The sequence below is a fragment of the Chelatococcus sp. XZ-Ab1 genome (assembly GCF_029309855.1).
GTDB classification, from domain to species: domain Bacteria; phylum Pseudomonadota; class Alphaproteobacteria; order Rhizobiales; family Beijerinckiaceae; genus Chelatococcus_A; species Chelatococcus_A sambhunathii.
Map to the genome: position 1 here is coordinate 19101 of NZ_JARKII010000001.1, position 21752 is coordinate 40852.

Annotated in this window: 18 protein-coding genes; 7 read left to right on the forward strand and 11 right to left on the reverse strand. The window is 68.4% G+C overall.

The features are described from left to right. Positions 1-20: 20 nt before the first annotated feature. The gene (locus P2T65_RS00120) at positions 21-770 is read left to right on the forward strand and encodes a sulfite exporter TauE/SafE family protein (protein ID WP_055457748.1); all 750 of its coding nucleotides are present in this window, start codon (positions 21-23) and stop codon (positions 768-770) included. 8 nt (positions 771-778) lie between these two features. Here P2T65_RS00120 and mepA read toward each other — a convergent pair whose 3' ends face one another. Next, entirely contained in the window at positions 779-1705 is a 927-nt protein-coding gene (mepA, locus tag P2T65_RS00125) for a penicillin-insensitive murein endopeptidase (protein WP_055457747.1), read from the reverse strand. 120 nt (positions 1706-1825) lie between these two features. Here mepA and P2T65_RS00130 point away from each other — a divergent pair, with 120 nt between their 5' ends. Further along, on the forward strand, positions 1826-2920 hold the full coding sequence (locus P2T65_RS00130; RefSeq protein WP_276198963.1) for an ATP-dependent RecD-like DNA helicase: 1095 nt from the start codon (positions 1826-1828) through the stop codon (positions 2918-2920). Positions 2921-2927: 7 nt separating this feature from the next. Here P2T65_RS00130 and P2T65_RS00135 read toward each other — a convergent pair whose 3' ends face one another. Beyond that, on the reverse strand, positions 2928-4772 hold the full coding sequence (locus tag P2T65_RS00135) for an SLC13 family permease (protein ID WP_276198964.1): 1845 nt from the start codon (positions 4770-4772) through the stop codon (positions 2928-2930). 92 nt (positions 4773-4864) lie between these two features. Between P2T65_RS00135 and P2T65_RS00140 the strand changes: the two genes are divergently transcribed. Further along, positions 4865-5989 carry an anhydro-N-acetylmuramic acid kinase gene (locus P2T65_RS00140; RefSeq protein WP_276198965.1) on the forward strand — a complete coding sequence of 375 codons (1125 nt, stop codon included), beginning with the start codon at positions 4865-4867 and terminating at the stop codon, positions 5987-5989. Between the two features lie 84 nt (positions 5990-6073). Here P2T65_RS00140 and P2T65_RS00145 read toward each other — a convergent pair whose 3' ends face one another. Both P2T65_RS00145 and P2T65_RS00150 read right to left on the reverse strand, forming a co-directional pair. Then, complete coding sequence (locus P2T65_RS00145; RefSeq protein ID WP_276199174.1) at positions 6074-9226, reverse strand: efflux RND transporter permease subunit; 3153 nt, start codon at positions 9224-9226, stop codon at positions 6074-6076. A gap of 56 nt (positions 9227-9282) precedes the next feature. Beyond that, positions 9283-10401 (reverse strand): efflux RND transporter periplasmic adaptor subunit, encoded by a 1119-nt coding sequence (locus P2T65_RS00150; RefSeq protein WP_055457744.1) that lies wholly within the window; start codon positions 10399-10401, stop codon positions 9283-9285. A 258-nt stretch (positions 10402-10659) separates the two neighbouring features. On the opposite strand from P2T65_RS00150, the gene P2T65_RS00155 reads away from it, so the two are divergent. The 3 genes from P2T65_RS00155 to P2T65_RS00165 all read left to right on the forward strand — a co-directional run bounded on the left by P2T65_RS00155 (position 10660) and on the right by P2T65_RS00165 (position 13729). Further along, the gene (locus tag P2T65_RS00155; protein WP_071924149.1) at positions 10660-11805 is read left to right on the forward strand and encodes an aminotransferase; all 1146 of its coding nucleotides are present in this window, start codon (positions 10660-10662) and stop codon (positions 11803-11805) included. Positions 11806-11890: 85 nt separating this feature from the next. Continuing rightward, entirely contained in the window at positions 11891-12985 is a 1095-nt protein-coding gene (locus P2T65_RS00160) for a polyamine ABC transporter substrate-binding protein (protein ID WP_055457742.1), read from the forward strand. Between the two features lie 183 nt (positions 12986-13168). Then, a complete protein-coding gene (locus tag P2T65_RS00165) occupies positions 13169-13729 on the forward strand; it encodes a putative glycolipid-binding domain-containing protein (protein ID WP_071924147.1) in 561 nt (186 codons plus the stop codon). Between the two features lie 18 nt (positions 13730-13747). On the opposite strand, the gene P2T65_RS00170 is transcribed toward P2T65_RS00165, so the two are convergent. After that, a complete protein-coding gene (locus P2T65_RS00170; protein WP_055457740.1) occupies positions 13748-15370 on the reverse strand; it encodes a fumarate hydratase in 1623 nt (540 codons plus the stop codon). A gap of 162 nt (positions 15371-15532) precedes the next feature. Between P2T65_RS00170 and P2T65_RS00175 the strand changes: the two genes are divergently transcribed. Continuing rightward, positions 15533-16531, forward strand: a complete 999-nt coding sequence (locus tag P2T65_RS00175; protein WP_276198966.1) for a glucokinase — start codon at positions 15533-15535, stop codon at positions 16529-16531. A gap of 3 nt (positions 16532-16534) precedes the next feature. On the opposite strand, the gene ptsN is transcribed toward P2T65_RS00175, so the two are convergent. From ptsN to lptC, 6 genes are all read right to left on the reverse strand, one after another. Next, complete coding sequence (gene ptsN, locus P2T65_RS00180; protein WP_063185565.1) at positions 16535-17008, reverse strand: PTS IIA-like nitrogen regulatory protein PtsN; 474 nt, start codon at positions 17006-17008, stop codon at positions 16535-16537. Between the two features lie 58 nt (positions 17009-17066). Next, complete coding sequence (gene raiA, locus P2T65_RS00185) at positions 17067-17660, reverse strand: ribosome-associated translation inhibitor RaiA (protein WP_055457737.1); 594 nt, start codon at positions 17658-17660, stop codon at positions 17067-17069. A gap of 125 nt (positions 17661-17785) precedes the next feature. Beyond that, a complete protein-coding gene (gene rpoN / locus P2T65_RS00190; RefSeq protein WP_276198967.1) occupies positions 17786-19333 on the reverse strand; it encodes an RNA polymerase factor sigma-54 in 1548 nt (515 codons plus the stop codon). Positions 19334-19446: 113 nt separating this feature from the next. Then, complete coding sequence (gene lptB, locus P2T65_RS00195; protein WP_082464669.1) at positions 19447-20340, reverse strand: LPS export ABC transporter ATP-binding protein; 894 nt, start codon at positions 20338-20340, stop codon at positions 19447-19449. Positions 20341-20376: 36 nt separating this feature from the next. Beyond that, positions 20377-20994: an LptA/OstA family protein gene (locus P2T65_RS00200; RefSeq protein ID WP_071924146.1), complete on the reverse strand. Its 618-nt coding sequence runs from the start codon at positions 20992-20994 to the stop codon at positions 20377-20379. Then, positions 20991-21719, reverse strand: coding sequence for an LPS export ABC transporter periplasmic protein LptC (gene lptC, locus P2T65_RS00205; protein ID WP_055457735.1), 729 nt, complete (start codon positions 21717-21719; stop codon positions 20991-20993). Before lptC ends, P2T65_RS00200 begins: the two co-directional genes overlap by 4 nt. Between the last annotated feature and the right edge of the window lie 33 nt (positions 21720-21752).

Sequence of the window (21752 nt, forward strand, 5' to 3'; positions counted from 1 at the left end):
TGGGCATCAGCGGGGCTTTCATGGTCTCCGAATTCCTTCTTCTCGCGCTCGTCGGCTTTTGCGCGCAGCTGGTCGACGGGGCGCTTGGCATGGCCTTCGGCCTCATTTCCACCTCGTCGCTGCTCGCGCTGGGCATACCGCCCGCCCATGCGAGCGCGGCTGTGCATACGGCCGAACTGGCGACCACTGCGGTGTCCGGGGTGTCTCACCTAGCGCACGGCAATGTCGACCGGCGCCTGCTCGTGCGCCTCGCGCTCGCCGGGGCGGCGGGCGGCAGTCTCGGGGCCTTCGTGCTCTCCAACGTCGAGGGCAGCGCCATCCGGCCCTTCGTGGCCGCCTATCTCCTCGTCATGGGCGGACTCATCCTCCTGCGCGTGGCGCGTTCGGCGCGCCGGAGCGATGCGTCGCCGGCCGGAGCCGCGCCGCTCGGTCTCGTCGGCGGCTTCCTCGACGCCATCGGCGGAGGCGGCTGGGGGCCGATGGTCACCTCGACGCTGATCGGCTCCGGCCATGCGCCGCGCAAGGTCATCGGCTCGGTCAACGCGTCGGAGTTCTTCGTCACGGCGGCCATCTCGGCGACGTTCTTCGGCCAGCTCGGCGCCACGCACCTGTGGAACGTCGCCGGCCTCATCGTCGGCGGCGTGCTGGCGGCGCCGCTCGCCGGCTATCTCGTCAGGCGCATCCGGCCGGAGCCGCTGATGATCGCGGTCGGGCTCGTCATCTCGCTGCTGGCGCTGCGCGAGCTCGCCATCGCCTTCAAGGTGTTCTGAGCGCCCTCCTATTGCGCCGCGAGGACCGAGCGGCAGGCTGCCGGCAGGTCTTCCAGGGTCAGGGGCGGGGCGGGGCGCGTGGGCTTGGGATTGCGTGCCTCATCGGAGAACCACCAGGCGAGTTCCTTGCCGCAGCCGTCGTCCTTCGGCGGCGGCGCCTGCGGGCGGCACTCATCCTCGCCGCGCGGGCAGGCGAGGCGGATGTGGAAGTGATAGTTGTGGCCGTATGTCGGCCGCACCGTCGCGAGCCATGCCCTGTCCCGCCCGGCCTCGCGGCACAGGGCCTTCTTGATGGCGGGGTTGACGAAGACGCGCTCCACCGCCGGCTCCTTCGCGACGGCGCGGATGAGCGCGGTGTGTGCCTTCGTCCAGGCCGTGGGGTCGACGTCGTTCCAGTCGCCGGCGACGACATTGGTGGCGGCGATCTCGTCGCGTTCGGCGAGCGACAGGCGCCGCGACGGCATCGGCGTCAGCCAGATGTCGGCATCGAGGCCGACCTGGTGGGAGGCGTGGCCGGTCAGCATCGGGCCGCCGCGCGGTTGCGAGATGTCGCCGACGAGCAGGCCCGGCCAGCCGTTGATCTCCGGCACGCGCGCCGAGAGGCGCTCGAGGAAGGCGATGAGAGCGGGATGCCCCCAGTTGCGGTTGCGCGAGGTGCGCATCACCTGCCATGTCTCACCGTCGACTGGCAGTGCGCGGGCACCGGCGAGGCAGCCACGCGAATAGAAGCCGATAGCGCGCGCGGCAAGGGGAGCGGCGCTCGTCTGCGTGCCGAAGAAGCGCTTGGCGGCGTCCTCGGGCAGGGATTTCAAAGCAGCCGCACGCCGCGCCGCCTCCTCGCGGGCGTTCTCCTGCCCATGAGCGGGCATCATCGACGCCGGCGCCAGCGCAAGAATGGCGAGCAGGGCGGCGAACGGCAGGCGGGCAGGGTGCATGGTGACGATCCCGGTTGCGAATCACCTCGATTGAGTATGACCAGAATGGCCCGGAATGCGGCCGCGATGCGCCTCGAGGGCGCCGCGGGCGCGAGGGTGAACGCAAGGAAGGATGCCGCCATGGCTTGGTCGCCGCAACAGGACGAGGCGCTCGCCGCCGTCGCCGCCTGGCTGCGCCGCAAGGACACGCAGGTGTTCCGCCTGTTCGGCTATGCCGGCACGGGCAAGACGACGCTGGCGCGCCACCTCGCCGAGGGGGTGGACGGTGGGGTCATCTTCGGCGCCTTCACGGGCAAGGCGGCCTCCGTGCTCAGGGCCAAGGGCTGCCCCGGTGCCGCGACCCTGCACAGCCTCATCTACCGCACGCGCGAGACCGAAGGCGAGAGCCCGACCTTTGTCCTCAACCGCGACAGCCCGGCCGCCAAGGCGGCGCTCATCGTCATCGACGAGTGCTCGATGGTGGATGAGGACCTCGGCAAGGACCTCCTGTCCTTCGGCACGCCGGTGCTGGTGCTGGGCGACCCGGCGCAGCTGCCGCCGGTCAAGGGCGGGGGCTTCTTCACCGAGGCGGAGCCCGACGTGATGCTGACGGAGGTGCACCGGCAGGCGCGTGACAATCCCATCATCCGCATGTCGATGGCGGTGCGCGAGGGTGAGGGCCTGTCGCACGGCACCTATGGCGAAAGCCGCATCATCGGCAAGCGCGACATCGATGCCGAGGCCGTCATGCGCGCCGACCAGGTGCTCGTCGGCCTCAACCGCACGCGGCGAGCCTACAACAACCGCATCCGTAACCTCAAGGGTTTTCGCGACGCCATGCCGGCGGCCGGCGAGAAGCTTGTCTGCCTGCGCAACAACAAGCAGAAGGGCCTTCTCAACGGCGGCACCTGGCTGATCAAGGAATTCGCGACCTCGCGCTCGAAGAAGGCGGTGGTGACGATGCGCGTGCAGTCCGAGGAAGACGCCCGCAACGTCGTCAAGGTGTCCGTGCCGCAGGAGTTCTTCGACGGGCGGGAGGAGGAGCTGACGCCGCAGATGCGGCGCGAGTTCGACGAATTCACCTACGGCTATGCGCTGACCGTGCACAAGGCACAGGGCTCGCAGTGGGATGATATCGTCCTCTTCGACGAATCCTTCGCCTTCCGCGAGCACCGCAGCCGCTGGCTCTACACCGGCATCACCCGCGCCGCCCACTGCCTGACGCTGGTGATGTGAGCCCCGGTTACAGCGGCCAGACGACCAGCAGCATCGGCACCGAGACGGCGAGCACCACGACCTCGAGCGGCAGGCCCATGCGCCAGTAGTCCGAGAAGCGGAAGCCGCCTGGGCCCATGATGAGCGTGTTGTTCTTGTGCCCGATGGGCGTGAGGAAGGCGCAGGAGGCGGCGATCGCCACACCCATCAGGAAGGTATCGGGATTGACGTCGAGCTCACGCGCAAGCCCGATGGCGACGGGCCCGGTGATGACCATGGTGGCGACGTTGTTGAGGACGTCCGACAGTGTCATGGTCGCCACCATGATGGCGAGGAGTGCAACGACGGGTGAATAATCGCGCGTCAGGGTGACGATGCCTTCGGCAATGAGCGCGGTGCCGCCCACCTCCTCGAAGGCCGCGCCGATCGGCAGGAGGAAAGCCAGCATGACGACGATCGGCCATTCGATCTGCAGGTAGAACTCGCGCGCCGGCACGATGCCGAGCGCCGCATAGGCCGCGACCGCCATGGCGATGGCGATGGTGAAGGAGACGAGGCCGAGCGAGGCGGCCGCGATGGCGGCGGCGAAGAGGCCGATGGTGATCGCCACCCTGCCCGGGGAGGTGCCGGCAACGCTCGCGCGGCTGAGCGGGATGACGCCGAGCAGGTCGAGCGTCGCGCTGTCGGTGCCGCGGCCGGTCAGGAGAAGCACGTCTCCGGCTGCGATGTAATTGTCGTGCACGCCCCTGCGGGTGAGGGTGCCCGCGCGAGCGATGCCGAGCAGCGTGACGCCGAAGCGGGGCCTCAGGCGCATCGCGCCGGCCGAGCGGCCGACGAGCAGCGAATCCGCCCGCACCACCGCCTCCACCACCTCCGGTCCCTTGTCGCGCTGTTCCTCCTCCTCGCCCTCAGGCTTGTTGTCTTCCTTCCTGCCGCTGCGGCGCCTGGTTCTTCCGGCGGGCTGGTCGGCCTCCACGTCGGCTCCCTCTTGCCGATCGCCCGGCTGCTGCAGGTCGAGCGCCTTGATGAAGGCGGCGATCGCATCGCTCGAGCCCTTCAGGCGCAGCTTGTCGCCGGCCGCAATGGCCGGCATGCGCATGCGCGGCAGCTTGCGTCCCTCGCGCACGAGGCCGAGCACGATGACGTCGGCGGTGCGGGCTTCCTCGTCGATGTCCGTCGGATGGCGGCCGATGGCGGTGGAACCTTCGGGCACGCTCACCTCCGCCTCGAAGGAGGACGGTTTCGTCGCGGCGGACTGGTCGGCGCGGTGTGGCACGAGGCGCCAGCCCACGAGCGCCACGAAGGCGAGGCCGGCGGCGGCGACCGCGCCGCCGACGGGAGCGAAGTCGAACATGCCGTAGGGACTGCCGAGCAGGCGCTCGCGGATGCCGGAAGCGATGATGTTCGGGGGCGTGCCGATCAGCGTCACCATGCCGCCGAGGATGGTGGCGAAGGCGAGCGGCATCAGCGTGACGCCGGGCGGGCGGCCCGCCTTGCGCGCCGCCTCGACGTCGATGGGCATCAGAAGGGCCAGCGCGGCGACATTGTTGATGATCGCCGAGAGCGCCGCCCCGATGCCGCCGGTCATGGCGATGTGCCGGCTCGTGGGGCGGTGGTCGCTGACGAGCCGCCGCGTGACGAGCGTCAACGCGCCGGAGTTCTCGAAGGCCCGCGAGACGACGAGCACGAGCGCGACGATGACGACGGCCGGGTCGGCAAAGCCGGAAAAGGCCTTTTCCTGCGGCACGAGTCCAAAGGCCACCGCCACCAGCAGCCCGCCCGCCGCCACCAGATCGTAGCGCAGACGTCCCCACAGCAACATGGACAGGATGACGCCGAACAGGGCAAAGAGCAGGATCTGGTCGAAGGTCATCAAGGCTCCCCGGGGCTTGCTGATGTCGGACCATTGCAGAACGGGCGTCACGCGACAAAGGTTCGGGCGGGCGAGGCGCATGGAGGGGCACAATGGATGGGAAGCCGGTCTGGGCCATCGGTCTGATGACGGGGACCGCCCTCGACGGGCAGATCGACATTGCGGCGCTCCGCACGGACGGCGAGCGGATCGATCGGCTCGGGCCCTATGCGCTGTCGCCCTATCCCGCCGCGGTGCAGGCCCTGCTGACGCAAGCGGTCGCCGCGGCGCGAGGATGGAACTTCACCGGTCCCGAGCCGGCGATCTTCGCCGAGGCGGAGATGGCGCTGACGCGCGCGCAGGCCGAGGCGGTGAAGGCCTTCATGGGCCTGCACGGCCTGTCGGCGGCGGATGTGGCGGCGGTCGGCTTCCATGGCCAGACCATGTTGCACCGGGCGCCGCAGCCGGGACGGCCGGGGGACACGCGCCAGCTCGGGGACGGCGCCCTGATGGCGGAGATCGTCGGCGTGCCTGTCGTCTTCGATTTCCGCACCGCGGACGTGCGCGCCGGCGGACAGGGGGCGCCGCTCGCGGCGAGCTACCACGCCGCCCTCCTGCGGCGCGGGGGGCTCGGGCCGGAAGCGGCGGTGCTCAACCTCGGCGGCGTGGCGAACGTCACCTGGTGGGGCGGCGGGGACGACCTCGTCGCCTTCGATACCGGTCCGGCCAACGGCCCGCTCAACGACTGGATGAAACAGCATGCCGCCGGGGAGATGGATGTCGACGGCGCAGCCGCCCGGCGCGGCCGCGTGGACGAGGCGCGGCTCGCGCGGCTTCTCGACCATCCCTATCTCGCTGCGCCCTACCCGAAGTCGCTCGACCGCTACGACTTCACGGCCGCGATGGCGGACGGCCTAACGCTGGAAGACGGGGCGGCAACGCTGACCGCCTTCACCGCCGCAGCGGTCGGGCGCGGACTCGACCTCCTGCCGCGCCGGCCGGACAGGCTCGTGCTGTGCGGCGGCGGGCGCCGCAACCCGGCGCTGGTCTCGGCCCTCGCCGAACGGGCGGGCGTCACGGCGGTGATGGCGGAGGATGCGGGCTGGCGCGGCGATGCGGTGGAGGCAGAGTGCTTCGCCTTCCTCGCCGTGCGGCGCCTGCGGGGGCTGCCGATCAGCTTCCCGACGACGACCGGCGTGCCGGAGCCGATGGCGGGCGGGCGGGTAGCGATGCCATAGCGGCTTGGTGGGGCGGCCGCCGCTTTTCCTCTCCCCGCGGGGGGAGGGGCAGCGAGCGTCGCTCCTGGATCTTGGGAAAACCGCCTATTCTGCCGCGATGGGCAGCGGCAGCGTGCCCTGCATCTCCTTGGCCGCCTCTTCCTCCGCGGCTCCGCCGCGCTCGTCGAGATGCTTGCGGAACCATAGCGCGTAGAGCGCGGGCAGGAAGAGCAGGGTGAGGAAGGTGGCGACGAACAGCCCGCCCATGATGGTGATGGCCATCGGCCCCCAGAAGGCGGAGCGGGACAGCGGGATCATGGCGAGGATGGCGGCGAGCGCCGTCAGGATCACCGGCCGGGCCCGGCGCACCGTCGCTTCGACAATGGCCTCGCGGCGCGCGAGGCCGCCGGCGACGTCGGTCTCGATCTGGTCCACCAGGATCACCGTGTTGCGCATGATCATGCCGGCGAGCGCGATGAGGCCGAGCAGCGCCACGAAGCCGAAAGGCCTGTCGAAGACGTTGAGGGCGAGCGAGGCGCCGACGATGCCGAGCGGGGCGGTGAGGAAGACGAGGATCAGGCGCGAGAAGCTCTGCAGCTGGATCATGAGGATCGTCAGCATGACGATCACCATGATGGGGAAAAGCGCGAAGATCGAGGCGTTGCCCTTCTGCGATTCCTCGATGGCGCCGCCGATCTCGAGGCGATAGCCGGGCTCGAGCTTGTCGCGGATGTCCTTGAGGGCGGGCCAGATCTGGTTGGTCACGTCCGGCGCCTGCATGCCGTCGACGATGTCGGCCCGGGCGGTGATCGCCATGTCGCGGTTGCGCCGCCACAGGATCGGCTCCTCGTGGCCGTAGTCGATGCGCGCCGCCTGGGCGAGCGGCACCGCGATGCCGCCGCGCGTGGTGATGGTGAGGTCGGGCAGGCGCGCGAGGTCGAGGCGCTCCTCGGCGACGGCGCGGGCCAGCACCTGCACGCGTTCGGTGCCGTCCCGCACCACCGTCACCGGCGCACCCGAGATGAGCGTTTGCAACGACTGTGCGATGTCGGCAACGTTGAGGCCGAGCGCCCGGGCCCGCTCCTGGTCGACGGAGAGCGAGATCGACGGCGTCTTCTCGTTCCAGTCGAGGTGCGGATCGACGACGTTGGGATTGGCGCGCATGACGTCGCGCACCTCGTAGGCGATGCGGCGCACGGCGTCGGGATCCGGGCCGACGATGCGGAACTGGACAGGGAAGCCGACCGGCGGGCCGAAGTTGAACCGGTCGACGCGCACCCGCGCCTCCGACAGGGCGCCGTCCGAAAGGGCCTTCTCAATGCGCGCCTTGATGCGCTCGCGCTCTTCGACGCCCTTCGCCACGATGACGATCTCGGCGAAGGCCTCGTTCGGCAGCTGCGGGTTGAGGCCGAGCCAGAAGCGCGGCGAGCCCTGGCCGATATAGGTCGTGTAGGTCGCGATGTCGTCGTCACCCGCGAGCAGGCGCTCCGCCTCCTTCGCCGTTGCCTCTGTGACGCCGATGGCGGTGCCCTCGGGCAGGCGCATCTGGAAGAAGAGCTCGGGCCGCTCGGAGAGCGGGAAGAACTGCTGCTGCACCCGGCCGAAGCCGACGATGGAGCCTGCGAAGATGAGGACCGTCGCGATGATGGTGAGCCCGCGCCAGCGCACGCAGAAGCGCACGAGGGCGCGGAAGCGCTCGTAAAGCGGTGTGTGGTAGATGGCGTTCGGGTCGTCGTGGATGCCGTGGCCGTGCTTCTTCGCCATCTTGGCCGCGAAGTCGGGCAGAAGCTTCATGCCGAGATAGGGCGTGAAGATCACGGCCACGAACCATGACGCGACGAGCGCGATGGCGACGACCCAGAAGATGCCGCCCGCATATTCGCCGACCGAGGAATTGGCGAAGCCGATGGGCAGGAAGCCGGCGGCCGTCACCAGCGTGCCGGTGAGCATGGGAAAGGCGGTGGAGGTCCAGGCGAAGGACGCGGCCTTCACCCGATCCCAGCCCTGCTCCATCTTCACCACCATCATCTCGATGGCGATGATGGCATCGTCGACGAGCAGGCCGAGCGCGATGATGAGGGCGCCGAGCGTGATGCGGTGCAGATCGAGCCCGATCGCGTACATCGCGATGAAGACGAAGGCGAGCACCAGCGGCACCGACAAAGCGACGACGATGCCCGTGCGCCAGCCGAGCGACAGGAAGCTGACGAGCAGCACGATGCCGAGCGCCTCGGCGAAGACCTTGACGAACTCGCCGACGGCACCGTCGACGACATGCGGCTGGTCGGCGATACGCTCGATGTCGATGCCCTGCGGCAGGGCAGCGGTGAAGCGCGCCATCGCCTCGTCAAGATCCTCTCCGAGCTTCAGGATATTGCCGCCCTTGGCCATGACGACGCCAACGCCGACGGCCGGCTCGCCGCGCTGGCGCACAAGATAGTCGGACGGGTCCTCGAAGCCGCGCGTGACGGTGGCGATGTCGCCGAGGCGGAAGGTGCGCCCGTTCGCCTCGACCGGCGTCTCGGCAACGGCCTGCGCCCCGTCGAGCGCGCCGGTGACGCGCAGGGGGATGCGCTGGGCGCCCGTCTCGACCGTGCCGGCCGGCGTCACCGCGTTCTGTCGCTGCAGAGAATCGAACAGCACCTGCGGCGAGAGGCCGAGCGTGGCGAGACGCGCGTGGCTGAACTCGACGAAGATCTTCTCGTCCTGCACGCCGTAGAGATTGACCTTGGTGACGTTCGGCACCTTGAGCAATTGCTGGCGCATCGCCTCGGCCACGCGCTTCATCTGGGCGTAATCGAGGCCCGCACCGGTGATCATGTAGAGCACCGAATCGACGTCGCCGTATTCGTCGTTGACGTTCGGTCCGATGAGGCTGTCTGGCAGCTCACTCCTGAGATCGGTCAGCTTCTTGCGCAGCTGATAGAACAGCTCCGGCACCTCGCGCGCCGGCGTGTTGTCCCGGAACGTCACCTGCATCGCCGTGAAGGAGGGCTTAGTATAGGTCTGCACCTTGTCGAAATAGGGCAGCTCCTGCAGCTTCTTCTCGATGCGGTCGGCGACCTGCGCCTGCATCTCGGTGGCGGTGGCACCCGGCCAGATGGCGGTGACGACGGCGACCTTGATGGTGAAGGACGGATCCTCGGCCCGGCCGAGGCGCAGGTAGGAGATCGTGCCGCCGACGGCGAGCGCGAGGATGAAGAAGAGCACGAGCGCCTGATGCGTCACCGCCCAGTGCGAAAGGTTGAAGCGCTGCATGGTGGTGCGACTCTCGGCGGTCATCTCAAATCGTGATCGTTGACGGCCCGGCGGGATCAATAGACGAGGGCGTCGACGACGCGGACCTTCTGTGCCGGATCGAGCTTCTGCACGCCGAGCGCGACGATCTCGTCGCCTTCGGCGACGCCTTCCGTCACCAGCACGTCGCGGGCGTCGTAGCGGGCGACCCTCACCGGCTTCAGGCCGACGGCGCCTGTCGTCCGGTCCACGACCCAGAGGGCCGGGCCGCTTCCCTGGTTGAATAGCGCCGAGAGCGGCAGCCGGGCTGCCTTCTCGCCGGTGCCGCCCTTGATGGTCAGCGTCGCGCTCATGCCGAACGCCACCTCGTCGCCGGCATCAGGCATGGCGAAGCGGGCGAGATAGGTGCGTGTCGTCGGATCTGCCGCCGGCGAGAGTTCGCGCAGGCGCGCGGCATAGCGCCGGTCGCGGTCCGACCAGAGCGTGACGGAGGCCTCGCCCTGGCGCACGCGCGACAGCAAGGCCTCCGGCACGGCGACGACGGCTTCCTTGTCGCCAAGCTCAGCGATGCGGACGGCGGTCTGGCCGGCGGCCACCACCTGGCCGGGCTCGACGAGGGTCGCGGTCACGACGCCGTCGGTGTCGGCGGTCAGCGTGGCATAGGAGAGATTGTTGCGAGTGAGCTCCACGGAACGCTCGGCGCGGGCGAGGCGCGAGCGGGCCTCGGCGGCGGCGGCCTTCTGGCGGTCGAAGGCGGCTTCGGAGGCCCAGCCGCGGCGACGCAACTCGGTGCTGCGGTTCTCCTCGGCTTCGGCTTGGGCCAAAGCCGTCCGGGCAGCATTGAGCTCGGCATCGGCCTGTTCCGCCTGCAGGCGCAGGTCTGTCTCGTCGAGCTCCGCGAGCGGCGTGCCCTTGGCCACCGTGTCGCCGACCTGGACGAGCCGGCGGGCAACCTTGCCGGTCACGCGAAAGCCGATATCACTTTCGACCCGCGGCCGGATGCTGGCGACGAAGGTCCGCTCGGGAACGATCTCCTCGAAGTGCACCTTGGCGACGAGCACCGGCCGGTCCGGCTTTGCCTCCTGCTCCGCGGCGCTGTCCGTGCAGGCCGCAAGGCCAAGGCAGAGCAGGGCGGCGAGGAACGCCGACGTGCGGGAGAGGCGGCCGTCGGCCGGCTGCGACGAGAACTGGTGCATCGGTCCTGGGCTCCTTGGGGTGACCGGTCCGGGGACGGAACCCGTGGATCGGGGGGCACCGAGAGCGGACCACGCGCCACGCCACCGGACCGGCTGCCGCGAAGGTAGATGATGGATGATGAATGTCAATTTTCGTCATAAGGCACCCCACAAATCGGCGGATCGTGATGTGCGCTGGCGCACATCGCTTCACCTCGCCCGCCGCCGGTGCTAAGCGACGCCGGCGGCTGGGCTGCCGTGTTCGCGAGGGTTGTACACATGAATTCAGTGCTGGCCGGATTGCCGACGACGGTCTTCGAGGTGATGTCGCGCCTGGCGCGCGAGACCGGGGCCATCAATCTCGGCCAGGGCTTTCCGGACGATCCGGGCCCGGCCGACGTGCGCGCCATGGCTGCGGATGCCGTGGTCAACGGCTGGAACCAGTATCCGCCCATGCTCGGCCTGCCGGAGCTGCGCCAGGCCGTCGCCAATCACTACCAGCATCATCAGGGCCTTGCCCTCGATGCCGAGAGCGAGGTGATGATCACCTCCGGCGCCACGGAAGCCATTGCCGGCGCACTCCTCGCCCTCATCGAACCGGGCGACGAGGTCGTCCTCTTCCAGCCGATGTACGACGCCTATCTGCCGCTGGTGCGCCGGGCCGGCGGCGTGCCGCGCTTCGTCACCTTGAAGCCGCCCCACTGGCGGCTGAGCGAGGAGGCGCTTGCCGCAGCCTTTTCGGAGCGCACGAAGGTCGTCCTCTTCAACAATCCGCTCAATCCCTCCGCCGTCGTCTACGCCCGCGAGGACCTCGAGCTGCTCGCCCGCTTCTGCGAGCGCTTCGATGCCATCGCCATCTGCGACGAGGTGTGGGAGCACCTCGTCTTCGACGGGCGCCGGCACCTGCCGCTGATGACCCTGCCCGGCATGCGCGAGCGCTGCGTCAAGATCGGCTCCGCCGGCAAGATCTTCTCGCTGACCGGCTGGAAGGTCGGCTTCGTCTCGGCGGCGCCCGAGATCCTCAAGGTGCTCGCCAAGGCGCACCAGTTCCTCACCTTCACGACGCCGCCCAACCTGCAAAGCGCGGTCGCCTACGGCCTTGCCAAGGACGACGCCTATTTCGAGGGGATGCGGCGCGATTTCGCGCGCAGCCGCGACCGCTTCACCGAGGGGCTGAGGAGCTTGGGGCTCGCCGTGCTGCCGAGCGAGGGCACGTATTTCATCAACATCGACATCACCCCCCTCGGGGAGGAGGATGACGTTGCCTTCTGCAAGCGGCTCGTCGCCGAAAGGGGCGTCGCCGCGATCCCGGTCAGCGCCTTCTATCACGAGAATCCGGTGCGCAACGTGGTGCGCTTCTGCTTCGCCAAGAAGGACGCGACGCTCGACGGCGCGCTCGAGCGTCTCGCCGGTCTCGGCCGTTGAGAAAATGCCCGTAACCGCTTAGCCTTCACGGGGACGCTCGCCTTGGGCGTTCGCTTTCCATCTCGCCTTGGGAGACTGCCCGGAAATGGTCCGCGCTCTCGTTGCCTCACTCGTTGCCGCGCCGCTCCTTGCGCTCGCCGTCCCGGCGGCCGCACAGGAGAAGACCGTCCACGTCTACAACTGGTCCGATTATGTCGACCCGAAGATGCTCGAGGAGTTCACCAAGGAGACCGGCATCAAGGTCGTTTACGACACTTACGACAACAACGAGATCGTCGAGACGAAGCTGCTCGCCGGCAAGTCCGGCTACGACATCGTGGTGCCATCGGGACCCTTCCTGCAGCGGCTGATCAATGCAGGCATCTTCGCCAAGCTCGACAAGACGAAAATCCCCAACCTGAAGAACGCGTGGCCCGAGGTGACGGAGCGGCTTCGGGTCTTCGACCCGGGCAACGCGCACGCGGTCAACTACATGTGGGGCACGACCGGCATCGGCATCAATGTCGACAAGGTCAAGGAGCGGCTCGGCGACATCCCGCTCAACACGTGGGACATCGTGCTGAAGCCCGAGCTCTCGGCCAAGCTCAAGGACTGCGGCATCCACATGCTCGACGCGCCGGAGGACATCTTCCCGGGCGTGCTGGGCTATCTCGGCCTCAATCCAGATTCGAAGGACGCCAAGGACTTCCAGAAGGCCGCCGACCTTCTCGTGAAGGTGCGCGGCAATATCCAGAAATTCCATTCGTCCGAATATATCAACGCCCTCGCCAATGGCGACATCTGTGTGGCCGTCGGCTATTCCGGCGACATCCTGCAGGCCAAGGCCCGCGCCGAAGAAGCCAAGAACAACGTCAATGTCGCCTATGTCATCCCCAAGGAGGGGGCGCTGATGTGGTTCGACTCGATGGCCATCCCTGCCGATGCACCGCATCCGGACGAGGCGCATGCCTTCATCAACTTCATGATGAAGCCGGAGGTCGCTGCGGCGAACAGCAACTTTGTCGCCTACGCCAACGGCAATATCGCCTCGAAGGAGCATCTCGACGAGGCAATCCGCAACGATCCCGGCATCTATCCGGATGACGAGACGATGAAACGCCTTTTCACCAACACAGCCTATGACGAGCGCGCCCAGCGCACGCTGACCCGGCTGTGGACCCGGGTGAAGACCGGCCGGTAAGCCGAGCCGGATTGTCCCGGAGCAAGAAAAGGGCGGCATGTCTGGCATGCCGCCCTTTTTCGTTGCCTGCGCGACATGGGCATTGTCGAAGGAACCCTTGTCGGTGTCTCATATCCTGCTGCCGCCACCGGAGCGACAAGGCGCCGAGGGACGTCAAGAGGCCCCGCGCGAGGGAGGCGAACCATGCGTGATATTTATTGGGAGTGGCTTCACGCGCCAGGACAGGAGCACCTGCGACTCGTGGAAAAGCCTGAGGCGATCGTGGCCGAGGGTGTCGTGGCCGGCACGCTGGAGAGCGGCACCTTCCGTATGCACTATCTCGTGACCTGCGATCGCGCGTGGCGTTTTCGCCACGCCGAGGTGCAGTTGGAACAGGGGCCGACGCGGCGGGAAGTCCATCTTGGTCGCGAGCCGGACGGGCACTGGCGCGTCGACGGTGTCGAGCGGCTCGATCTCAGATCCTGCGCGGATATCGACCTGATGGGCTCGCCCTTCACCAATACGCTGCCTATCCGTAATCTCGGGCTCGCACCCGACGAGGCGCGGGAGATTCGCGTCGCCTATGTCCGCTTGCCGGACCTCGCGGTGACGCCGGAGGCCCAGGTCTACACAAGGCTCGACCGGGGCGAGCCCCCGCGGCGCTTCCGCTACCACGGTGTCGCGACCGGCTTCACGGCGGACCTCACCGTCGACGAAGCGGGCCTCGTCGTCGACTATCCGGGTATCTGGCGCCGGCGCGGGTGAGTGGCGCCGCCGGCCGGCTCAGCCAAGGTTCAGCTCTTTGAAGAAGTCATTGCCCTTGTCGTCGACGACGATGAAGGCGGGGAAATCCTCGACCTCGATGCGCCAGATGGCCTCCATGCCGAGCTCGGGATATTCCACCACCTCGACCTTCTTGATGCAGTCCTGCGCGAGGCGTGCGGCGGGGCCACCGATGGAGCCGAGATAGAAGCCGCCGTGCTTCTGGCAGGCTTCACGAACCTGTGCCGAGCGGTTGCCCTTGGCGAGCATCACCATGGAGCCGCCGGCGGCCTGGAACTGGTCGACATAGGCGTCCATGCGCCCGGCGGTGGTCGGGCCGAAGGAGCCGGACGCGTAGCCCTCCGGCGTCTTGGCCGGGCCGGCGTAGTAGATGGGGTGGTTCCTGAAATAGTCCGGCATCGGTTCGCCGCGCTCCAGCCGCTCGCGCAGTTTGGCGTGAGCGAGGTCGCGCGCCACGATCATCGGCCCGGTCAGCGACAGGCGCGTGCGGATGGGATGACGTGAGAGTGTGGCAAGGATCTCGGACATCGGCCGGGTCAGGTCGATCCTGACCACTTCGCCGCCGAGTGCCGCCTCATCGACCTCCGGCAGATATTGGGCGGGATTCGTCTCGAGCTGCTCGAGGAAGACGCCGTCGCGCGTGATCTTGCCCTTGGCCTGCCGGTCGGCCGAGCAGGAGACGCCGAGGCCGATGGGCAGCGAGGCGCCGTGGCGCGGCAGGCGGATGACGCGCACGTCGTGGCAGAAGTACTTGCCGCCGAACTGGGCACCGACGCCGAGCTTCTGCGTCATCCGATGGATCTCAGCCTCCATCTCGAGGTCGCGGAAGGCGTGTCCCGCCTCCGAGCCTTCGGTCGGCAGGCCGTCGAGATAGCGGGTGGAGGCGAGCTTCACCGTCTTCAGGTTGAGCTCGGCGCTGGTGCCGCCGATGACGATGGCGAGATGATAGGGCGGGCAGGCGGCGGTGCCGAGGGTGAGGATCTTCTCCTTGAGGAAGGCGAGGAGCCTGTCCCGCGTCAGCAGCGAGGGCGTGCCCTGGTAGAGGAAGGTCTTGTTGGCCGAGCCGCCGCCCTTGGCGACGAAGAGGAACTTGTAGGCATCCTCGCCCTCGGCATAGAGATCGATCTGCGCCGGCAGGTTGTTGCGCGTGTTCTTCTCCTCGAACATGGAGAGCGGCGCGAGCTGGGAATAGCGCAGGTTGCGCTTGAGATAGGCGTCGCGGATGCCCGCCGCGAGGGCGGCTTCGTCATCGCCGTCCGTCCAGATGCGCCGGCCCTTCTTGCCCATGACGATGGCCGTGCCCGTGTCCTGGCACATGGGCAGGATGCCGCCCGCCGCGATGTTCGCATTCTTGAGGAGGTCATAGGCGACGAACTTGTCGTTCGCTGTCGCCTCCGGATCTTCGAGGATCGTCTTGAGCTGCGCGAGATGGCCGGGGCGCAGCAGGTGATTGATGTCGCCAAAGGCGGCCTCGGCCAGCTGGCGCAGGGCCTCGGGTTCCACGACGATCATCTCGCGGCCGGCGAAGGTCTCGACCCGCACGCCGTCGCTCGCGATTTTGCGGTAGGGGGTGCCGTCGGCGGCGAGGGGGAAGAGCGGCGTGTAGGCGGCGTCGGCGGACATCGGGGTTCCTCATCTGGCGAGGGGAGGGGCACGGCCGTGGACCCTGCGGCCCGAGCGTGCTTCTAATGGCTCTCTCGCATCATTCCAAGGCGTGGAAGATGCGAATGCGTCCCCCCGTCGCATCGGGGGCCATCGGCAGGACAAGGAACGCTCAGGAAACCGATGTTCGCCTATCCCCTTCTCGTCGCCGACATCGGCGGCACCAATGCGCGCTTTGCGGTGGTGATGGAACCCGGCGGGCCGCTCAGGCCCCTCGCGCAACTGCACACCGGGTCCTATGCCAGCCTGGTGGCCGCCGCGGAAGCGGCTCTCGGGCGGGCGGGCGACCTCTTTCCCCGCTCCGCCATCCTGTGCGCCGCGGGCCCTTGCGACGGCCGGCGCATCAAGCTGACCAACGCGACCTGGACCATCGACGGGCCTGAGATCGCCGATGCCCTGTCGCTCGACCAGGGGCTGCTGCTGAACGATTTCGAGGCGCAGGCGCTCGCCTTGCCGGCCCTGCCGGAGCACGGCCTGCGCGACCTGACCGCTGGCCTCGCGGCGCACGGGCCGACGCGGGTCGTGCTCGGCCCCGGCACCGGGCTCGGCGTCGCCGGCCTGACGGAGGCGGCCGGGCGCTTCATCCCGCTGCCGAGCGAAGGCGGGCATGTGGACTTCGCGCCGATGGATGCGGCCGAGGCCGCGATCTGGACGGCCCTGGAGCGGGTCGAAGGGCGCCACACGGCCGAATCGATCCTCTCCGGCCCGGGCCTCGCCCGGCTGCACCGTGCGCGGCTCGCCGTTGCGGGCGGCGAGAGTTCGACCGAGGAGGCGCCGCAGATCGTGGAGCGGGCGCTCGCCGGCCAGGACGGGGAGTGTCGGGAGACGGTGGTGCTTTTCCTGCGGCTCGTCGCGCGCTTTGCCGGCGACATGGCGCTGACCTTCGGCGCGGCGGGCGGCGTCTATCTCGCCGGCGGCATTCTGCCCCGGCTCGCGCCGCTGATCGACGCGCCGGCCTTCGTGGCCGCCTTCGCCGACAAGCCGCCGGTCGCGGCCTTCGCGAAGGCCATTCCCGTGCGGCTCGTCACGACGCCGGACGCTGTGCTCTATGGGCTCGCCGCCATCGGCCGCGCGCCCGAGCGCTATGCGATGGAATGGGAACGACGGCTGTGGCGGCCGTGAGAGCTATTCGCTCGGCTGGTGGGCGACGCTCGGCGCCTGGGTGAGGATGGCGAAGAGTGCCGCCGGGTCGCGGGTTGCGCGGATGCGCTCCAGCACGTCCGGCTCGCGCAGGATGCGGGCGACGCGCGCGAGCGCCTTGAGATGATCCGCACCCGCCGATTCGGGCGCGAGCAGCAGGAAAACGAGGTCGACCGGCTGGCCGTCGAGGGCCTCGAAGTCGATCGGCCGTTCGAGCCGCGCGAAGAGGCCAAACAGCCGGTCGATCCTGGCCGGCTTGCCATGCGGAATGGCAATGCCGTCGCCGATGCCGGTGGAGCCAAGGCGCTCGCGCTGGAGCAGCGTTTCGAAGATGTCGCGCTCGTCGAGGCCAGTCAGCTCGGCCGCATGCGCGGACAGCTCCTGAAGAGCCTGTTTCTTGCCGTTGACTTTGAGCGCCGGCAGGACGGCCTCAGGCGAAAGCAAATCGGTCAGAGCCATATCTCAACACGCGGGTGCGCGGCCATTGGGCTGGAAAGGTCCAGCCCGTCGGCACACGTCAGGCCTTGTCAGCGGTGCCGTCGGCCGGCGGATCGACCCAGCCGATGGTCCCATCGTGGCGCCGGTATACGACGTTCAGGCGTCCACTGCCAGCGTGTCGAAACACGACGACCGGCGCTCCGGTCAGATCGAGCTCGATCACCGCGTCGCTGACGGACAGCACATGCAGCTGTTTGGTCGATTCCGCCACGATGACCGGGTGGAAGTCCGGGCCGCTCTCGTCCTCCTCGTCACCCGGCGCTTCGAGTACATAGGCCGACATGTCCTGCGGAGCACCGTTGACCACGCCATTGGCCGCCTGACGGTCCTTGAGGCGGCGCTTATAGCGCCGCAGCCGCTTCTCGATGCGCTCGGCGGTCTGGTCGAAGCTCAGATAGGCGTCATGCGCCATGCCGGAGGCCTCGAGCGTGATGCCCGAGGCGAGGTGAAGCACGCATTCGGTCCTGAAACCCGTCCCCTCCTTGGCGACCGTCACGTGGCCTGCGTGCCCGCCCTCGAAATATTTCGAGATGACACTGGCCACACGCTCCTCCACCTGGCCGCGCAATGCCTCGCCGATGTCGATGTTCTTGCCCGAAACCCGCAGCGTCATTGTTCTCTCCCTTTCTGGCGACCTTTTACGGTGCCACCTCGAGGGGCCCCTTTCGGCAGGTTGTCACAGTATGTCGTAGAAAGAGCGCCGGCCCAAGTCAACGCGGTCCGCCGCCGCGCCGGCTTTCATTGAGTGCCGCGACCTTGCGCGCGCTTCTGCCGGCGACGCTCGACGGAGGAGGGAATGCGTAAGGATTCCCGATATTTGGCCACCGTGCGGCGGGCGATGTCGATTCCCGCACCCTGAAGCTTCTGGACGATGGCGTCGTCGGACAGCACGTCGTCCGGCGGCTCGGCGTCGATCATTTGCTTGATCCGGTGGCGCACCGCCTCGGCCGCGTGCGCCTCGCCCCCCGGCGTGCCGGAGATGGCGGCGGAGAAGAAGTATTTCATCTCGAAGACACCGCGCCGCGTGCCGATGGACTTGTTCGACGTCACGCGCGAGACCGTCGATTCGTGCATGCCGATGGCATCCGCCACGGCCTTGAGGTTCAGCGGCCGCAGATGCTCGATGCCGTGGGCGAAAAAACCGTCCTGCTGGCGCACGATCTCGCTGGTGACCTTGAGGATGGTGCGCGCCCGCTGCTCGAGGCTGCGGGTCAGCCAGTTGGCGGTCTGCAGGCAATCGGCGATGAAGGTCTTGTCGGCCTCGCTGCGGACGTCGCGCGAGACGCGGGCATGATAGGTCTGGTTGACGAGCACGCGCGGCAGCGCGGCCTCGTTGAGCTCGATCAGCCAGCTGCCGTCGGCCGCCTCGCGCACGAAGACGTCCGGCACCAGCGTCTGCGCCACGCCGCTGCCAAAGGCCCGGCCGGGCTTCGGGTCGAGCCGGCGCAACTCGGCGAGCATGTCTGTGAGGTCCTCGTCGTCGACGCCGCAAAGGCGCTTGAGGGCGGCGAGATCGCGCCGGGCGACCAGCGGCAGGTGGGCGACGAGCGCCTGCATCGCCGGATCGAACCGGTCCTGCTCCTTCAACTGGATGGCGAGGCATTCGGCGAGGCTGCGCGCGGCGATGCCGGAGGGTTCGAAAGTCTGGACGAGGGCGAGCACCTCTTCGACGCGCTCGTTCGTGGTGCCGAGCCGCGCAGCGATGGCCGCCGTGTCCTCCGCGAGATAGCCCGTTTCGTCGACGGCATCGATCAGATGGCGGCCGATGAGCCGCTCCGCGGGATCGCTGGTCGCGACGAGCAACTGTGCCTCAAGGTGATCGTGCAGCGACAGGTCGGCGGCGAGCGTCGCCTCAAGGCTCGGCCCCTCGTCGTCGTCGAAGGAGCCGTGCCCGCTGCCGCTCCACAAGGAGGACGAGACCGGCAGCTGGTCCTCAGCCGCACGGACCTCGCGGGCCTTCGCCCCTCCTTCGTCCTGGAAGACGTTATCGAGGCGCGTGCCGAGGCCTGCCTCGATCGTGTCGCGCGAGACGGCGAGCTCGTCCTTGAACCACTGGCGCTCATCGTCAGCGCTGGCCGGCTCGGGGGCGGGCTCCGCCATCTCGGCCGGCCGCTCGCCATCGGCACCGTCGGCCCGTTCGAGCAGCGGGTTGCGTTCGAGCTCCGCCTCGACGTAGGCCACCAGTTCGTTGTGCGAGAACTGAAGCAGCTTGATCGCCTGCAGCAGCTGCGGCGTCATCACCAGGCTCTGGCCCTGGCGCAGCTCCAGTCGGTGCATCAAAGCCATGTTGCCGCCGCCGTCCCCAAACACCGCGCGCCTTCGGCACGCTTCTTGCTTGGATTACGGTTTTAGCGAGTGTCGCACCCTGCGTCAAAGGGACGGTGCGCCCGGCATCGCCTTCAGAGGTGAAAATCCTCGCCAAGGTAAAGACGACGCACGTCCGCATTGGCGACGATCTCGTCCGGACGGCCCTCCGTGAGGACTCGGCCGGAGTGGATGATATAGGCTCGGTCGATGAGGCCGAGCGTCTCGCGCACGTTGTGGTCGGTGATGAGCACGCCGATGCCCCGGCTGGTCAGGTGCCGCACGAGGTTCTGGATGTCGCCCACCGCGATGGGGTCGATGCCGGCGAAGGGCTCATCGAGCAGCATGAAGGATGGCTGGCCGGCAAGGGCACGCGCGATTTCGCAGCGCCGCCGCTCGCCGCCCGACAAAGCGATCGACGGCGACTTGCGCAGCCGGGTGATGTTGAATTCCTCCAGCAGCGCATCGAGCTCGCGCTCGCGCTCGCGCTTGTCGCGGATGACAACCTCCAATACGGCGCGGATGTTGTCCTCGACCGACAGGCCGCGGAAGATCGACGCCTCCTGCGGCAGGTAGCCGATGCCGAGGCGCGCCCGCCGGTACATGGGCAGATGGGTGATGTCGTGCCCGTCGAGCGTGATGGTGCCGCGATCGGAGGCGACGAGGCCCGTGATCATGTAGAAGATCGTGGTCTTGCCGGCGCCGTTGGGGCCGAGCAGGCCCACGGCTTCGCCATTGCGCACGTTAAGCGCCGCATCCTGCACCACGGTACGCCCGCGATAGCTCTTTTGCAGGCCACGCACGGAGAGAATGCCAGGACCGCCATAGGCAGCGTCCCCGTCGTGGGCGCCAGCCGCATAGAGAGGGGCGAAATCGTCAGGGGCCTGGGGCGCGCCGAAGGGGGGCACGCCACCGGCAAAGGTGTCGGCGGTCTCCAGCCCGTCCGGGCGGTGCGCGGCACCGGCATGGCGCTTCAGGGAGAATTTCACGTCTGTGGTCCGTTCTCGATCGGTGAGCGGTGCGGCTCAGCGGGGACGTGCCGGTTTCTGCGGCTCGTTGCCCCCGGGGACGAACACACCCTGCACGCGCCCGCCCGGCTTCGACTCGCACCGGGCGATGCTGGTGTTGAGGTCGTAGACGATGTGGTCGCACTGCTGCACGTTCTGACCCTGGCTGAGCGCGACCTTGCCGGTCAGGAACACGCGGTTGGCCTGACGGTCGAAGGTGGCGTTGTCGCCGGTCGCGGTCTGGTCCTTGGAGACCACTGTCACCGGCCCGGCGCAGTCGAGCTTCTTGATGTTGTTTTCCGCCGGCGTGCCCCCGGTCTGTCCAGCCGCCTGCTGCGCGGCACTGGCTTGGTTGCCGCCGGCCTGGCTGCCGCCCCGTGTAGCGCTCTGGTCATAATGGACGACGAGCTGCGAGCAGCGCATGGTCGTGTCGCCCTGAACGGCGACGACGTTGCCCGAGAACACGGCGCGCTGCTCCTTGTCGAAGATCTCGAGCCGGTCGGCGTCGATCTTGATCGGGTCCTTGCTGTTGCCGAGCCCGCCGAAGGGCGATGCGCTCTCCTGCTGCTGGGCGAGGGCCGGGGCTGCCATCAGCGCAACGGCAAGGAGGGCGTGGGGCAGGAGCCTGATGGTCATGGACGATCTTCTCGGTTGGATCCGGTCTCGGCGCCGCCGGTCGGCGGCGGATCGGCTGCGGTGGGCTGGCGAGCCGCCTTGGTCTCGATCGTTGCCTGCACCCGTCCGGCGAAGGTGATGTGCTGCCCGTTGTCGGTCACGTCAAGCGTGTCGGCGGTAATGGTCGCGCCGGTAATGGTGACCTCGACCGGCTGTTTGGAGGTCACCGTGCCGGCCTTGAAATCGACGAAAGCCGACTTGAGTCGCGCATCGTAGCCGCGCTCGGTCGTGACCCGCACGTTTCCGTCGAGCGCGAGCTGTTCCTTCTGGGAATCATAGAGGCCGCTGTCGGCGCTCAGATGCGCGCGGCCCTGGTCCTTCAGCGTGACATGGCCGTCGATGGTGGCGAGTTCGATGAGGTTGGGCTTGCGCGTGTCCTGGGTGGCGGCCGAGGCGGTCAGCTCGTAGGGCTGGGTACCCTCGCGGAAGCCGCGCAGCTTGGGCGCGCTCATGGTGATCTTGGTGCCGGACAGGCTGACGGGGCCGAGCGACAGGCCGCCGATGGCGCCCAACGGGGCAAGCAGGCTGATGCCAACGATGGCGAGAACGGCGAGAAATGCGCCGACGGGAATCGCGCGCCGCAGAAAGCGCACACGGCCTGAATGACGCAGGGCGGCTCCATAGGCATCGCCACCGCGCGTGACGCGGCGGCCGGCCCTGTTAGACGACGACACCCCGACGGACATGTGACAGGTTCTCAACCTCGCATGGCGAACGCA

What these genes read in the sequence shown, in the direction of transcription:
- P2T65_RS00170 (WP_055457740.1), bottom strand. Translation starts at nt 15,370, where the DNA reads ATGTCCGCCGACGCCGCCTACACGCCGCTCTTCCCCCTCGCCGCCGAC.
- P2T65_RS00130 (WP_276198963.1), top strand. Translation starts at nt 1,826, where the DNA reads ATGGCTTGGTCGCCGCAACAGGACGAGGCGCTCGCCGCCGTCGCCGCC.
- mepA (WP_055457747.1), bottom strand. Translation starts at nt 1,705, where the DNA reads ATGCACCCTGCCCGCCTGCCGTTCGCCGCCCTGCTCGCCATTCTTGCG.
- P2T65_RS00140 (WP_276198965.1), top strand. Translation starts at nt 4,865, where the DNA reads ATGGATGGGAAGCCGGTCTGGGCCATCGGTCTGATGACGGGGACCGCC.
- P2T65_RS00150 (WP_055457744.1), bottom strand. Translation starts at nt 10,401, where the DNA reads ATGCACCAGTTCTCGTCGCAGCCGGCCGACGGCCGCCTCTCCCGCACG.
- P2T65_RS00145 (WP_276199174.1), bottom strand. Translation starts at nt 9,226, where the DNA reads ATGCAGCGCTTCAACCTTTCGCACTGGGCGGTGACGCATCAGGCGCTC.
- P2T65_RS00155 (WP_071924149.1), top strand. Translation starts at nt 10,660, where the DNA reads ATGAATTCAGTGCTGGCCGGATTGCCGACGACGGTCTTCGAGGTGATG.
- P2T65_RS00200 (WP_071924146.1), bottom strand. Translation starts at nt 20,994, where the DNA reads ATGACCATCAGGCTCCTGCCCCACGCCCTCCTTGCCGTTGCGCTGATG.
- lptC (WP_055457735.1), bottom strand. Translation starts at nt 21,719, where the DNA reads ATGTCCGTCGGGGTGTCGTCGTCTAACAGGGCCGGCCGCCGCGTCACG.
- ptsN (WP_063185565.1), bottom strand. Translation starts at nt 17,008, where the DNA reads ATGGCTCTGACCGATTTGCTTTCGCCTGAGGCCGTCCTGCCGGCGCTC.
- P2T65_RS00160 (WP_055457742.1), top strand. Translation starts at nt 11,891, where the DNA reads ATGGTCCGCGCTCTCGTTGCCTCACTCGTTGCCGCGCCGCTCCTTGCG.
- P2T65_RS00165 (WP_071924147.1), top strand. Translation starts at nt 13,169, where the DNA reads ATGCGTGATATTTATTGGGAGTGGCTTCACGCGCCAGGACAGGAGCAC.
- P2T65_RS00135 (WP_276198964.1), bottom strand. Translation starts at nt 4,772, where the DNA reads ATGACCTTCGACCAGATCCTGCTCTTTGCCCTGTTCGGCGTCATCCTG.
- rpoN (WP_276198967.1), bottom strand. Translation starts at nt 19,333, where the DNA reads ATGGCTTTGATGCACCGACTGGAGCTGCGCCAGGGCCAGAGCCTGGTG.
- P2T65_RS00175 (WP_276198966.1), top strand. Translation starts at nt 15,533, where the DNA reads ATGTTCGCCTATCCCCTTCTCGTCGCCGACATCGGCGGCACCAATGCG.
- P2T65_RS00120 (WP_055457748.1), top strand. Translation starts at nt 21, where the DNA reads ATGGTCTCCGAATTCCTTCTTCTCGCGCTCGTCGGCTTTTGCGCGCAG.
- raiA (WP_055457737.1), bottom strand. Translation starts at nt 17,660, where the DNA reads ATGACGCTGCGGGTTTCGGGCAAGAACATCGACATCGGCGAGGCATTG.